Here is a 15,016-nt window from a genome sequence, read left to right on the forward strand (position 1 = left end):
TCTCCTAGCCCCGATAGTAGTGAAAATCCCGCAGCAAAGCGGAGGAATTGAAACGAATAGCGGGAATTACGACCACAAAAATGAACGGAACACTCGCTTCAAAAACTAAAAATTATACCTTATATATATATTGTATAGGTTTTGATAAAAAATTATATTTGCACCTTATAATTAATAAATATGATCAAGATTACTTTACCGGACGGTTCGGTTAGGGAGTTTGCACCAGGTGTAACTCCTATGGATGTTGCAAAAAGCATCAGTGAGGGATTGGCTAGAAATGTTATTTCAGCTTCTTTTAATGGCACAACCATTGAAACCACGACCGAATTGACCACGGACGGTACACTTATATTATATACCTGGAACGATGCGGACGGTAAAAAAGCATTCTGGCATTCGACTTCGCACGTAATGGCACAAGCCTTGGAAGAAATGTATCCGGGAATTAAATTAACTATTGGACCCGCGATTGACAACGGATTCTATTATGATGTGGATTTCGGAGATAAAAAAATCACCGATGGAGATTTCAAAGCTATCGAAGACCGTGTATTGGAAATTTCCAGAGAAAAACATGAATTCAAAATGCGTTCGGCTACCAAAGCAGAAGCATTGGAGCTATACAAAAACAACGAGTACAAAACTGAATTAATCCAAAACTTGGAAGACGGAACGATTACTTTCTGTGATCATTCGACTTTTACAGATTTGTGTCGTGGCGGTCACATTCCTAACACTGGAATTATCAAAGCGATGAAAATTTTATCGGTAGCCGGTGCATACTGGAGAGGTGACGAGAAAAACAAACAGCTAACTCGTGTTTACGGAATTTCGTTTCCGAAACAAAAAGACCTAACGGACTACCTTGAATTATTAGAGGAAGCAAAACGCCGTGATCACAGAAAACTTGGAAAAGAATTGGATTTGTTCCACTTCTCGCAAAAAGTTGGTCAAGGCTTGCCGTTATGGCTACCGAAAGGAGCAGCCTTACGCGACCGTTTAGAGCAGTTTTTGAAAAAAGCACAGAAAAAAGCTGGATACGAGCAAGTAGTTTCCCCTCATATCGGTCAAAAAGAATTATATGTAACTTCAGGTCACTACGCAAAATACGGTGCGGATAGTTTCCAACCAATTCACACACCGGCTGAAGGCGAAGAGTTCTTGTTAAAACCAATGAACTGCCCTCACCACTGTGAAATTTACAACGCAAGACCTTGGAGTTATAAAGATTTACCGAAGCGTTATGCTGAATTCGGAACGGTTTATCGTTATGAGCAATCTGGTGAATTACACGGTTTAACTCGTGTTCGCGGGTTTACTCAGGATGATGCACACATTTTCTGTACGCCGGATCAATTGGATGCGGAGTTCAAAAACGTAATCGACCTTGTATTGTATGTATTCGGATCGTTAGGATTTGAAAACTTTACAGCTCAGGTTTCTGTTCGTGATTTGAACAATCCTGACAAATACATTGGTTCAGTTGAAAACTGGGAAAAAGCAGAAAACGCAATTATCAGTGCAGCAAAAGACAAAGGTTTAAATTATGTAATCGAAGCTGGTGAAGCTGCTTTCTATGGTCCTAAATTGGATTTCATGGTAAAAGACGCCTTAGGAAGAAGCTGGCAGTTAGGAACCATTCAGGTGGATTACAATTTACCGGAGCGTTTCGACTTATCATACAAAGGTTCAGACAACGAATTACACCGTCCGGTAATGATTCACCGCGCGCCTTTTGGATCGATGGAACGTTTTATCGCGATTTTACTGGAACATACTGGCGGAAATTTCCCACTTTGGCTGATGCCGGAGCAGGCTATCATCCTGTCTTTGAGCGAGAAATATGAAAATTATGCCAAAAAAGTTTCAGAATTGCTGGAAATTCACGAAATTCGCGCCCTAATTGACAACCGTAACGAGACGATTGGTAAAAAAATCCGTGAGGCAGAAACCAAAAAGTTCCCGTTTATGCTGATTGTTGGCGAGGAAGAAGAGAAAAACGGAACGATTTCCGTACGCCGTCATGGAGAAGCCGGTAAGTCGAATGAATCGATGACTATTGAACAATTTGCTGCTTTAGTTAACGATGAAATTGCAAAAACATTAAAACAATTCTAAGTTTAATTTAAAATTTTAGAGCCATAGCAATAAGAAACAACAGAGGTTACCAACCTCGAGTAGAAAAAAAAGACGCCCACAGAATTAACAATAACATTCGTGTGCCGGAAGTACGTCTTGTAGGAGACAATATTGAGCCGGGAGTTTACAAAACTGCCGAAGCAATGCGTTTAGCTGACCAATTTGAATTGGATTTAGTTGAAATTTCTCCCAATGCTGAGCCGCCAGTTTGTAAAATTATGGACTACGGTAAATTCCTTTACGAACAAAAGAAACGTGAGAAGGAATTAAAAGCCAAATCAACGCAGATTACCATTAAGGAAATCCGTTTTGGTCCTCAGACTGACGAGCACGATTATGAGTTCAAAAGAAAGAATGCAGAAAAGTTCTTAAAAGAAGGTTCTAAATTAAAAGCTTTCGTATTCTTCAAAGGACGTTCTATTATTTATAAAGAACAAGGTCAGATTTTGTTGCTTCGTTTAGCGCAGGATTTGGAAGAATTCGGAAAAGTGGAAGCTATGCCGGTTTTAGAGGGTAAACGTATGATTATGTTTATCGCTCCGAAGAAAAAGAAGTAAGCAGTTAACTGTCTCAGTATATAGTTGAAAACTAAAAACCGAGATTGAAAACTAAAAAATAGTAAGTAAGATAAATTTAATACCTAGGAAGAGATGCCTAAAATGAAAACTAAATCTGGAGCTAAAAAACGTTTTGTCGTTACAGGTTCTGGAAAAATCAAAAGAAAGCACGCTTACAAAAGTCACATCTTAACAAAGAAGTCTAAGAAGCGTAAATTAGCTTTAACGCACGCAGCATTGGTTCACCCAGCTGACGAGAGAAACGTAAAAGCACAATTAAGATTAGTATAATTTAATTTATACAATCCGGTTTAAATTATTTAGTAACCCTGGAGTGGGCCAATTTAAAGTTTGAGTTCAGAAATTAGAATTCAGAAAAAAACTAAAGAGTCGGAAGACCGCCTTACTTCAAAAAAAATTTATTAGAAATGCCAAGATCAGTAAATCATGTTGCTTCTAGAGCACGTAGAAAAAAAGTATTGAAGCAAGCCAAAGGTTTCTTTGGAAGACGTAAAAACGTTTGGACTGTAGCGAAAAACGCGGTAGAAAAAGCAATGCAATATGCTTACCGTGGAAGAAAACAAAAGAAAAGAAATTTCCGTGCATTATGGATTATGCGTATCAACGCTGGTGCACGTTTACACGGAATGAGCTATTCTCAATTCATGGGTAAAATCAAAGCTAACAACATCGAATTGAACCGTAAAGTTCTTGCCGATTTAGCAATGAACCACCCAGAAGCTTTCGCGGCTATCGTGAACAAAGTGAAATAAGAAAAACGTTTATAAACATATTTATCTTACTTATTTAAAACCCATTCGCAAGAGTGGGTTTTTTTATTTTTAAGGTTTTGAGCGAAACTTTGGGATTTATCGGCAAACCTTTTTCCCACTATCCGTTCTATCTTTTACGGTAACTTCGAGAGCCTCAGTCACCGCAAAAGGATGTCTCTCCTATCGGGGCTAGAAAGTAATCCATTTTAATTTTGGGCAACTTATTTTTGAGCTACCTTTGTATTCAATTCAATTCCCATGAAAAACACAAAATCCGACACTCCGCAAAAAAAATTACATCCGCGAAACAAACACAATGGCAATTACAATTTTAATGCTCTGACTGAAGAAACCCCAGAGTTAAAGGCTTTTGTAGCTTTAAATAAATTCGGAAACGAAAGTATTGACTTTGCCAATCCAGATGCAGTACGAGCGTTGAACAAAGCATTACTGAAAAAGTTTTACAACATCCAATATTGGGAATTACCAAAAACCAATCTCTGCCCTCCCATTCCAGGACGAGCAGATTACATTCATCATGTCGCTGATATTTTGGCTCAAGAAAACAACGGAAAAATTCCAACTGGAAACCAAATTAAGATTCTTGACATTGGTGTGGGAGCTAATTGTATTTACCCGATTATTGGTCATCAGGAATACGGCTGGGAATTTGTCGGAACCGAAGTTGACAAACCTGCAAAGCTAACCGCAGAAAACATCATCAACCATAATCCGGAATTGAAAGACGCGATTGCTATTCGGTTACAAGAAAATAAACGCAATATTTTTAAAGGAATCGTAAAAGAAAACGAACATTTTGATTTTAGCATCTGCAATCCTCCTTTTCATAATTCACGAGAAGAAGCTACAAAAGGAACCCAACGCAAGCTAAAAAATTTAGGAAAAGTTGCAGAAGGAAAACCGGTTTTAAATTTCAGCGGTCAAAACAACGAGCTTTGGTATGAGGGTGGCGAACTGGCTTTCATAACTAATATGATTTTTGAAAGTGTTCATTTTCATAAACAATGCAAATGGTTTTCGTCTTTGGTTTCAAAAAAAGAAAATCTGAAACCACTTTATTCTGTACTAAAACGAGTGAAGGCAACTGAAGTAAAAACCATCAACATGGAGCAAGGGAATAAAATAACCCGTATCTTAGTTTGGCGCATTTCAGATTCAAAATAAACTCAATGAGTGAATCACTTTTAAACCATATTCAGCGTAAAACTATTCTCAATCAAGAAGAACAAGGAAAGTTGCTATCAAAAATTGAGAGTCGAACGCTAAAGAAAAAAGAACATCTGCTTAAAGAAGGAGATGTTTGTAATTTCTTTTGTTTCATTGAAAAAGGATGTGGCCGAATCTATCTCATCAACGAGAAAGGCAACGAACAAACACTACAATTTGGCATAGAAGATTGGTGGATTGTGGACTATATGAGTTACAGCACTGAAAATCCTTCCCATTTTTATATTCAAGCCATAGAAAATTCAGATGTTCTTATCCTACACAAAAACGATTTAGAACAGCTTCTGAAGGAAATTCCAAAACTAGAACGCTATTTTAGAATTGTTTTGCAAAAGTCTTTCGCCGCTTCACAAATGCGAATCAAATTTCTTTTTACCATGAGTGCAGAAGAGCGTTATCATCATTTTAACAACTCGTTCCCTGAGTTTGTTCAGCGCGTTCCACAATATATGCTGGCTTCTTATCTTGATTTTTCTGCCGAATTCATGAGCAAAATAAGAGCCGGCAAAATCTGATTGCATTTCTTGAAGTAGTTCAAGTTTTTTGAGTATCCAATACCAGAACTTTGTCATGTAATTTTAAAACAACAAATCATGACGACACGAATTAACATGTACGAAACTGAACCAGAGGGCTACAAAGCAATGCTCGGATTGGAAAAATATCTTTCAGAATCGAAACTTACTCCAATTCATAAAGAACTTATTAAAATCAGAGCTTCTCAAATTAACGGTTGTGCTTACTGCATCAACATGCATACTACAGATGCTAGAACAATGGGAGAAACCGAGCAACGTATTTATCTGTTAAACGCCTGGCGTGAAACATCACTTTTCAACGAAGAAGAAAAAGCAATTTTAGCTTTAACAGAAGAAGTGACACTGATTCAAAATCATGTTTCAGAAGCGACATATCAAGAAGCAGCTAAACACTTCGATGAAAATTATCTGGCGCAAATAATAATGATGATTGTAACGATTAATGCATGGAACAGAATTGCCATTGCAACCGGATTACAGGTTGATTAATCGCTATTAGAAAAAAGCCATCTTAAAAAGGTGGCTTATGTTTTTAATTTCTTTTTCCTAGCAGCCGGAAACAAGACGTTATTCAAAATCAGACGGTAACCCGGAGAATTCGGATGCAAGTCTAAAACAGTATGCGCATCTCCAACTCTATGCTGATAATCTTCCGGATCGTGGCCGCCATAATAGGTAAACATTCCTTTTCCTTTGGTTCCGTGAATGTAGCGAGCTTCTCCATTTTGCTTGTTCTCACCCATAATCAACACGTTTGATTTAATCAAATTACTGTCAAAAGCGGTAGTTTGTCCCATAAATCCTTTCACCAATTGCGTGTGATTCTGGCATAACATTGTTGGAATCGGATCCCATTTCGCAGAATATTCCATCAAGGTAAAATAATCCACATCCGGTAATACTTTACGTTTCAATGTCATATCGATATCTGAAAACTCATACTGCATCGGATTACGCTCCAAAATGTAATCTTTAAAAGCAAAGGTTTGAGTATAATCAATTCGCGATTGGTAGTTAGCATCGCTGGCATCTCCGTCAAACATCGGTTCGCAAATATCTACACCTTCGGCTGACAGTGCAATATCAAAACTATCCGTAGCTGAACACATGGCAAACATAAATCCGCCACCAATTACATAATTTCTTATTTTATTTGTCACCGCCATTTTTTCTTCAGACACTTTGCTAAAACCTAATTTTGCTGCTAAAGCTTCCGCTTCTTTCTTCTGTTCGATGTACCAAGGCGCATTGCGATAAGCACCAAAGAATTTACCATATTGTCCTGTAAAATCTTCGTGGTGCAAATGTAGCCAGTCGTACAACAACAAAGCATCATTCAACACTTCTTCATCGTAAATTGGTGTGAACGGAATTTCCGCATACGTTAAAACTAAAGTTACTGCATCATCCCAAGGTTGCTTTCCTTTTGGTGTATAAACCGCAATTTTAGGCGCTTTTTCCAAAATTACCGTTTCCATATTTTGAGATGGCGAACTGATTTCATCTAAAATTCCATTTGCTGTCCCATCGGAAAGCACTTCAAAAGTAACGCCTCTAATCTGACATTCTTTTCGAATTTCAGGAGTATCAGGCAACAAAAAAGAACCGCCGCGATAATTCAGCAACCAACTGACTTTGTATTGTTTATCAAGCGCCCAATACGTTATCCCGTAAGCTTTTAAATGATTTTGCTGCCCTTCAGCCTCCATCGGAATTAAGACAAAAGAAGCCCTAACAGAAAATGAAAGCAGGAAAAAAGCAATATATAATGTGGTTTTAAATGACATCTGAAAAAAATATTCTCAAATATAACGGATTTCAAAAGAAAAAGTCATAAAAAAAGCCTACTTCTGTAGGCTGTTATGTTAAAACGGAACATCGCTGTCGTCGTCAAAGTTGTTCATATTGCTTCCGAAAGCATCATTTGGCGAAGGATTCGGAAGATTTGGTGTGATAAACGGATTGTCATCCATATTCATTCGGGACGGCATCGCATCAAACGGAGAACCGAAATCATCCAAATTGTCGAATTTACCCAAACTTCCAATGAATTTTAAACGGATGTTATCCAAGCCACCATTACGGTGTTTCGCCACGATAAATTCCGCCTGACCTTGTGTTGGCGTACGCTCTTCATCATCCCATTCGTCAATTTTATAGTATTCCGGACGGTAGATGAACGATACGATATCGGCATCCTGCTCAATTGCTCCGGATTCCCTCAAATCGGAAAGTAACGGTCGCTTGCTGGCACCACGGGTTTCCACGGCACGAGACAACTGTGAAAGTGCAATTACCGGAACATTCAACTCTTTTGCCAAAGCCTTTAAGTTTCTAGAAATGGTCGAGATTTCCTGCTCACGGTTTCCGCCTCCTTTTCCGTTTCCTCCGGCTGTCATTAACTGAAGATAATCGATTACAATCATCTTGATTCCGTACTGAGATGCCAAACGACGGGCTTTGGCACGTAAATCGAAAATGGAAAGTGATGGTGTATCGTCTATATATAAAGGTGCTTTCTCCAAATCTTTTACTTTGATGGAAAGCTGTTCCCATTCATGTTTCTCTAATTTTCCGGTTCTCAATTTTTCAGAAGACAAACCTGTTTCCGAAGAAATCAAACGGGTAATTAACTGTACGGAAGACATCTCCAAAGAAAACAAAGCAACCGGAGCTCCGGCATCAATCGCCATATTTCGCGCCATCGACAATACGAATGCGGTTTTACCCATACCCGGACGTGCCGCAATAATAATCAAATCCGAAGGCTGCCATCCGGAAGTCAGTTTATCCAAATCGTGAAAACCGGTTGGAATTCCGCTCAAACCTTCTTTGTTGGCAATTTCTTCAATTCGTTTTTTTGCCTGAATTACCAAACTTTGCGCTGTTTCAGAACTTCTCTTAATATTTCCTTGCGTTACTTCATATAATCTTGATTCGGCTTTGTCCAACAAATCGAATACGTCTGTTGTTTCATCATAGGACTCTTCAATAATCTCGGAAGAAATACGTATCAAACTACGCTGAATAAACTTTTGAAGAATGATGCGCGAGTGAAATTCAATATGTGCCGAAGAAGAAATCTTTTGCGTCAACTGAATCAGATAAAAATCACCGCCCGAAAGTTCCAGTTTCGCGTTCTTTTTTAATTGCGCCGAAACGGTTAATAAGTCAATTGGTTGTGTATCGTTAAACAACTGAACGATAGCTTCAAAAATGTATTTATGCGCGTCTTTGTAAAACGCATCCGGACTTAAAATATCGATTACTTCGTCTACCCCTTTTTTATCAATCATCATTGCGCCAAGTACCGCTTCTTCTAGGTCTATGGCCTGTGGCGGGAGTTTACCTTTCTCAAGGTTGATGATCGTAGTTTTATCTACTTTTAAAGGGTTGATATTTCGAAGGTTTTCCATGTGGCTAAGTTAGCTATTTTTTATAAAAATGAAATTTGAGTTGTTAATAAACCATTGTTCATAACTCGCTATTCATTGTTAATAAGTCAAAAAAAATCCGAAGCGGTAAGGCCTCGGATTATATCATTGAAAATCGTTAGATTATTCTTTGAACTCGCCCATTTTACTGTACTTATCCATTCTTTTCTCGATCAAATCAGTTGTTGATAAATCTTTCAGCTCATCATAAGCTTTCAGAATATACTTTTCAACATTCTTGAAAGTGGTATCTCTGTCGAAATGTGCTCCACCAAGTGGTTCCGGGATAATGTCGTCGATTAGGTTTTGCTTTTTCATGTCGAAAGACGTCAGTTTCAAGGCTTCTGCCGCTTGCTCTTTGTATTCCCAGCTTCTCCATAAAATCGAAGAACATGATTCTGGAGAAATTACTGAATACCAAGTGTTTTCCAACATGAATACTTTATCACCTACACCAATTCCTAAGGCACCTCCTGAAGCTCCTTCACCTACTACAATGGTAATAATCGGAACTTGTAAACGCATCATTTCGAAAATGTTTCTGGCAATAGCTTCCCCCTGACCTCTTTCCTCTGCTTCTAAACCTGGATAAGCTCCCGGAGTATCTACTAAAGTAATTACAGGAATACCGAATTTCTCTGCCATTTTCATTAAACGCAATGCTTTACGGTAACCTTCAGGGTTTGCCATACCGAAATTACGGTACTGACGGGTTTTGGTATTATATCCTTTTTGCTGGCCTACAATCATGAACGATTGACCACCAATTTTACCTAGACCGCCAATCATCGCTTTGTCGTCTTTCACACCTCGGTCTCCAAACAACTCCAAAAATGTTTCACCACACAAAGCGCGTACGTGATCCATGGTATAAGGACGATTTGGATGTCTGGAAAGTTGAACGCGTTGCCACGCAGACAGGTTTTTATATATTTCCTTCTTGGTTTCTTCTAGTTTTTTCTCAATCTGTTTACAGGTATTGGATACATCTACATCCGATTCCTGACCGATAATTTGGCATTTATCCAATTGATCCTCAAGCTCTTTAATCGGAAGCTCAAAATCTAAGTATTCCATTGTGTCTGATTCTTTTGATTTTAGTTTGAATTACAAAGATAAAATTTTCATTTTACATTGCAGAAACTATTCTTTAATTAGTTTTTAACTTTCTTGTAATTTTTTATGATACCGTTCAGGATAACGGTGATGACAATTATAGCTGCTCCGATATAAAATTCAGTACTCATTTTTTCACTTTCGCTGAAAACCAGAATTCCTAAAATAATCCCGTAAATAGGCTCTAGATTTATGGTTAACATTACGGTATAAGGCGTTAAATACTTCATTACTTTTACAGAAGCCAGAAAAGCATAAGCCGTGCAAACCGAACCCAAAAGCAACAACCAAAGCAAATCACTCATAGAAATTCTAAAAAAATCTGTAGTAAAACTGCCGTTCCACAACAAGTAAATGGAAAAGAAACCAACACCACCTAAAAGTTCATAAAACGTAATTACTCCGGCATCATTGTGTTTGGCAAATTTTCCGTTGATTACTGAAAATAACGCGGAAAGAAAGGCAGAAATCAATGCCAAAATAATTCCTTCAACATAATTTCCTTCCACTTTAAAAATAATGCCAAGACCTAAAACGACAAGTAATCCGAAGAAGACTTCATAAATAACAATCTTCTTACCGTAAAAAATCGGTTCTAAAATCGAGGCAAAAAGTGCTCCGGTTGACAAACAGGCCAACGTAACTGAAATATTGGATACTTTAATCGCCTGAAAAAAGGTAAACCAATGCATGGCAATCACTAATCCGGAGAAAAGAAATCCTGTCATCAAACGCTTGGAAACTACCATCGGTGTTTTTCTCCATTTGATGTAAGCAAAGATTATGGTGACAGCAATCAGCATTCGGTACCAAACTAGTGGCAAGGCGTCCAAAGAAATCAGCTTGCCTAAAACTGCCGTAAATCCCCAAACAAAAACAATTAAGTGGAGATGAAAATAACTTCTTACTTTATCGTTTGGCATTGCGAAGCAAATAAACTGCTAATATTCCGAAAAGTACGTTAGGCAACCAAACGGCTACGAAAGGAGAAATACTGGACGCTTCCGCCAATACTCCAAAAATTTTATCGAAGAAAATGAAGGTAAAGGCTAAGGCAATTCCTAGAGCTAAATTCACTCCCATTCCGCCGCGACGCTTCATGGCAGAAACGGAAACCGCAATAATCGTTAAGATAAAAGCTGAAACTGGTAAACTATACTTACGGTATTTTACCACCAAATAACGGTTGATGTTTGATGAACCGCGTACTTTTTCTTTTTCGACGAATCGGTTTAATTCACCTAAAGTCATGGTTTCAGCAATATAAACTACCGGCGTTAAATCGTCTACTTCGAAATTGAGTTTCATTTTTTGTTGGTCAGAACTGGTCAAAACATCATTCAGCTCACCAACCAAACGCTTTTTGTATCCGTATAAAGTATAAGTACTATCTGCTTCGTTCCATTTAATTCGGTTAGCAGTAATTTTATACTCTAATTTATTTTCTTTGAATTTTTCCAAGGAGAAGTTAAAACCCATTTTTGCCATGTAATTGAAATTACTCACGTAAATGAATTCGTCTTTGCTAATTTGTCGGTACACATCCAAGTTTTCACGAACTTTTGGATTGTTTTTCAAATAGGTATATCGGAAGTCGTTGTACCCTTTACTCGCCTTCGGTACTAAAACCAGCGCCATCAATAATGCAAATAAAGAAACGATTGTTGCACCTATTATATAAGGACGTAAAAATCTCGTAAATGAAATTCCGGAACTTAAAATCGCAATAATTTCAGTGTTATTAGCCAATTTTGAAGTAAACCATATTACCGATAGAAACAAAAATATCGGGAAAAGCATATTGGCAAAATAAATGGTAAAATCAAGATAATAAACAAGTACATCCCCAAACGGAACTTTGTTTTCTATCATCTTATTCACCTTTTCAGAAACGTCAACCACAATTCCAATAGGAATAAAAAGTAGCAACATCACAGAGAATGTTCCCAAATAGCGTTTCAGAATGTACCAATCGATTAACTTCATCGGTTATATAAAATTATAGTCGTTGACTCATGTTTTTCACCATCATTTCTTTCCACTGACGGAAATCTCCGGCTAAGATATGCTTTCTGGCCTCACGAACCAACCACATATAGAAACCTAAATTGTGAATCGTGGCAATTTGTTTTCCTAAATATTCGTCAGCGGCAAAAAGGTGACGCAGATAGGCTTTGGTATATTCGGTATCGACGAAAGTATGGCCCATTTCATCAATCGGGGAGAAATCATCCGCCCACTTTTTATTTTTGATATTGATGGTTCCGTTTGCTGTGAACAACATTCCGTTTCGGGCATTTCTTGTCGGCATTACACAGTCGAACATATCAATTCCTAAAGCGATGTTTTCCAAAATATTGATTGGTGTTCCCACTCCCATTAAATAACGGGGTTTGTCTTCTGGAAGAATGGCAGTAACTACCTCGGTCATTGCGTACATTTCTTCGGCTGGTTCTCCTACAGAAAGCCCTCCGATAGCATTTCCTTGAGCTCCTGCATTAGCAATATATTCCGCAGATTGCGCTCTTAAATCTTTATAAGTACTTCCCTGAACAATTGGAAAAAACGTTTGCTCGTACCCATATTTATAGGGGACTTTTTCCAAATGATTGATACAACGGTCTAACCAACGGTGCGTCATGTGCATCGAACGACGTGCGTAATGATAATCGCAAGGATAAGGTGTACATTCATCGAAAGCCATGATAATATCGGCACCAATGGTACGCTGAATTTCCATCACACTTTCCGGTGAAAAGAAATGGTACGAACCGTCGATATGTGATTTGAACTTCACGCCTTCTTCCTTAATTTTTCGGTTAGAAGAAAGGGAATATACTTGATATCCTCCGGAATCCGTTAAAATATTACGGTCCCAGTTCATGAATTTATGCAATCCGCCGGCTTTTTCAAGAATTGGCGTTTGCGGTCTTAAATATAAATGATAGGTATTTCCTAAGATGATATCCGGATTGATATCGTTTTTCAATTCTCTTTGATGCACCCCTTTTACCGAAGCAACCGTTCCAACCGGCATAAAAATAGGTGTTTCAATCACGCCGTGATCTGTAGTGATAAATCCGGCTCTTGCTTTGGTTTGTGGGTCTTTCTGTACTAAATCGAACTTCATATAAACATTTTACAATCGGCAAAGATAATAGAATTACGAATTATGATTTGTCAATTAGAAGTTAAAAACTACATAATGTAAAATAAATGCCAAATAAGTGTTTTACAAATCCTGAATTTCAAAAAGCAATTCAACAAATAACCGAATCTGCTAATACTCTAATTCCAATTATCTGATTATCTTTGCACCTGTTTAACTATTACTTTCAAAATGAAACCTAACATTCAACAATTAAACGATTTAACGATTCAGGTAAGAAGAGACATTCTTCGAATGGTGCATGCCGTAAATTCAGGACATCCAGGTGGTTCTTTAGGTTGTACGGAGTTTTTAGTAACGCTGTATCAGCACTTAATGGACCGCAAACCAGGATTTGACATGAACGGAATCGGTGAAGACATTTTCTTCCTTTCCAACGGGCACATTTCTCCGGTTTTCTACAGTGTTTTAGCTAGAAGCGGCTATTTCTCAGCATCCGAATTGGCTACTTTCAGAAAATTAAACTCAAGATTGCAAGGTCACCCAACCACTCACGAAGGTTTGGAAGGTATCCGTATGGCTTCGGGTTCATTAGGACAAGGTTTGTCAGTTGCGATTGGAGCAGCACAAGCTAAAAAACTTAACAAAGACAACCATATCGTTTACGCTTTAACTGGTGACGGAGAATTGCAAGAAGGTCAAAACTGGGAAGCGATTATGTATGCTTCGGCTAAAAAAGTTGACAATTTAATTGCTGTTGTAGATTATAACGGACAACAAATTGACGGTTCCACAAATGACGTACTTTCTTTAGGAAATTTAAGAGCCAAGTTCGAAGCTTTCGACTGGGAAGTTCTTGAAATCACAGAAGGAAACAGTATCGAAGCAATTATTGAAGGAATGACGGAAGCTAAAACCAAATCCGGAAACGGAAAACCAATTGTTGTTTTGTTACACACTATTATGGGTCACGGCGTTGATTTCATGATGTACACCCACGCTTGGCATGGTAAAGCACCAAACGACGAACAATTAGCAACAGGTTTGGCCCAAAACCCTGCAACGTTAGGCGATTATTAATAGTAAACACACAACTCACGATTTAATTTTATGAAAAAATATACCAACACAGGCAGTAAAGACACCCGTTCCGGATTTGGAGCCGGAATGACAGAATTAGGCCAGAAGAATGAAAATGTTGTCGCTTTATGTGCCGACTTAATCGGTTCGTTGAAGTTTGACGATTTTAAGAAAAATCATCCGGAGCGTTTCTTCCAGATTGGAATTGCAGAAGCGAACATGATTGGAATCGCAGCTGGTTTAACCATCGGAGGAAAAATTCCTTTTACCGGAACATTCGCTAACTTTTCAACAGGACGTGTTTACGACCAAATTCGTCAATCTGTAGCGTATTCGGATAAAAATGTAAAAATTTGTGCTTCGCATGCTGGTTTAACTTTAGGTGAAGACGGAGCAACACACCAGATTTTGGAAGATATCGGTTTGATGAAAATGTTACCGGGAATGACAGTTATCAATACTTGTGATTTCAATCAGACGAAAGCGGCAACAATTGCTTTAGCAGATCATCATGGTCCAGCTTATTTGCGTTTCGGACGTCCTGTAGTACCAAACTTCACTTCTGCTGACGAGCCTTTCGTTATCGGAAAAGCAATTTTATTAAACGAAGGAACTGATGTAACTATCGTTGCAACCGGACACTTAGTTTGGGAAGCTTTAATCGCAGCTGAAAAATTAGAAGAAAAAGGGATTTCTGCTGAAGTAATCAACATCCACACTATTAAACCATTAGACGAAGAAGCTATTTTAAAATCCGTTAAGAAAACTGGTTGTGTGGTAACTGCAGAAGAACACAATATGATTGGTGGTTTAGGAGAAAGTGTTTCCAGAACTTTGGTTCAGAATCATTTAGTCCCTCAGGAATTCGTAGCTGTAAATGACAGTTTCGGTGAATCTGGAACTCCAGAACAATTGATGGAGAAATACAAGTTGAACAATCAGGCGATTGTGGAAGCTGTTGAGAAAGTTATCAAAAGAAAATAATTATTCAAGACTCAATAAAAAAAACCGCTCGATG

At 38.1% G+C, this 15,016-nt stretch carries 15 protein-coding genes; 9 read left to right on the forward strand and 6 right to left on the reverse strand.

All coding sequences use genetic code 11. The features are described 5' to 3' along the window. Nucleotides 1-180: 180 nt before the first annotated feature. From thrS to RUH60_RS08040, 7 genes are all read left to right on the forward strand, one after another. Nucleotides 181-2,121 (forward strand): threonine--tRNA ligase, encoded by a 1,941-nt coding sequence (gene thrS / locus RUH60_RS08010; protein WP_313807166.1) that lies wholly within the window; start codon nt 181-183, stop codon nt 2,119-2,121. Between the two features lie 23 nt (nt 2,122-2,144). Next, nucleotides 2,145-2,699: a translation initiation factor IF-3 gene (gene infC, locus RUH60_RS08015; RefSeq protein WP_409559655.1), complete on the forward strand. Its 555-nt coding sequence runs from the start codon at nt 2,145-2,147 to the stop codon at nt 2,697-2,699. 93 nt (nt 2,700-2,792) lie between these two features. After that, nucleotides 2,793-2,990: a 50S ribosomal protein L35 gene (rpmI, locus tag RUH60_RS08020; RefSeq protein ID WP_313807168.1), complete on the forward strand. Its 198-nt coding sequence runs from the start codon at nt 2,793-2,795 to the stop codon at nt 2,988-2,990. Nucleotides 2,991-3,127: 137 nt separating this feature from the next. Next, nucleotides 3,128-3,472, forward strand: coding sequence for a 50S ribosomal protein L20 (gene rplT, locus RUH60_RS08025; RefSeq protein WP_313807170.1), 345 nt, complete (start codon nt 3,128-3,130; stop codon nt 3,470-3,472). Between the two features lie 258 nt (nt 3,473-3,730). Then, complete coding sequence (gene rlmF / locus RUH60_RS08030) at nt 3,731-4,657, forward strand: 23S rRNA (adenine(1618)-N(6))-methyltransferase RlmF (RefSeq protein WP_313807172.1); 927 nt, start codon at nt 3,731-3,733, stop codon at nt 4,655-4,657. 5 nt (nt 4,658-4,662) lie between these two features. Then, nucleotides 4,663-5,235, forward strand: a complete 573-nt coding sequence (locus tag RUH60_RS08035; RefSeq protein WP_313807173.1) for a Crp/Fnr family transcriptional regulator — start codon at nt 4,663-4,665, stop codon at nt 5,233-5,235. A 78-nt stretch (nt 5,236-5,313) separates the two neighbouring features. Continuing rightward, nucleotides 5,314-5,748, forward strand: coding sequence for a carboxymuconolactone decarboxylase family protein (locus RUH60_RS08040; protein ID WP_313807174.1), 435 nt, complete (start codon nt 5,314-5,316; stop codon nt 5,746-5,748). A 35-nt stretch (nt 5,749-5,783) separates the two neighbouring features. On the opposite strand, the gene RUH60_RS08045 is transcribed toward RUH60_RS08040, so the two are convergent. The 6 genes from RUH60_RS08045 to tgt all read right to left on the reverse strand — a co-directional run bounded on the left by RUH60_RS08045 (nt 5,784) and on the right by tgt (nt 12,939). After that, entirely contained in the window at nt 5,784-7,046 is a 1,263-nt protein-coding gene (locus RUH60_RS08045; protein ID WP_313807176.1) for an asparagine synthetase B, read from the reverse strand. A 78-nt stretch (nt 7,047-7,124) separates the two neighbouring features. Next, on the reverse strand, nt 7,125-8,675 hold the full coding sequence (dnaB, locus tag RUH60_RS08050; RefSeq protein WP_313807178.1) for a replicative DNA helicase: 1,551 nt from the start codon (nt 8,673-8,675) through the stop codon (nt 7,125-7,127). 141 nt (nt 8,676-8,816) lie between these two features. Beyond that, nucleotides 8,817-9,770 (reverse strand): acetyl-CoA carboxylase carboxyltransferase subunit alpha, encoded by a 954-nt coding sequence (locus RUH60_RS08055; protein ID WP_313807179.1) that lies wholly within the window; start codon nt 9,768-9,770, stop codon nt 8,817-8,819. A 77-nt stretch (nt 9,771-9,847) separates the two neighbouring features. Continuing rightward, nucleotides 9,848-10,732 carry a DMT family transporter gene (locus RUH60_RS08060; RefSeq protein ID WP_313807181.1) on the reverse strand — a complete coding sequence of 295 codons (885 nt, stop codon included), beginning with the start codon at nt 10,730-10,732 and terminating at the stop codon, nt 9,848-9,850. Then, a complete protein-coding gene (locus tag RUH60_RS08065; protein ID WP_313807183.1) occupies nt 10,719-11,795 on the reverse strand; it encodes an LptF/LptG family permease in 1,077 nt (358 codons plus the stop codon). The genes RUH60_RS08060 and RUH60_RS08065 overlap by 14 nt, the downstream gene beginning before the upstream one ends. Nucleotides 11,796-11,808: 13 nt before the next feature. Further along, entirely contained in the window at nt 11,809-12,939 is a 1,131-nt protein-coding gene (gene tgt, locus RUH60_RS08070) for a tRNA guanosine(34) transglycosylase Tgt (protein ID WP_313807185.1), read from the reverse strand. A 210-nt stretch (nt 12,940-13,149) separates the two neighbouring features. Between tgt and RUH60_RS08075 the strand changes: the two genes are divergently transcribed. Next, on the forward strand, nt 13,150-13,998 hold the full coding sequence (locus RUH60_RS08075) for a transketolase (RefSeq protein WP_313807187.1): 849 nt from the start codon (nt 13,150-13,152) through the stop codon (nt 13,996-13,998). Between the two features lie 30 nt (nt 13,999-14,028). Continuing rightward, on the forward strand, nt 14,029-14,982 hold the full coding sequence (locus RUH60_RS08080; protein ID WP_313807189.1) for a transketolase family protein: 954 nt from the start codon (nt 14,029-14,031) through the stop codon (nt 14,980-14,982). The last annotated feature ends 34 nt before the right edge of the window (nt 14,983-15,016 follow it).

Origin of the sequence: Flavobacterium sp. (assembly GCF_032153895.1) — a bacterium.
In the GTDB taxonomy this organism is placed as follows: domain Bacteria; phylum Bacteroidota; class Bacteroidia; order Flavobacteriales; family Flavobacteriaceae; genus Flavobacterium.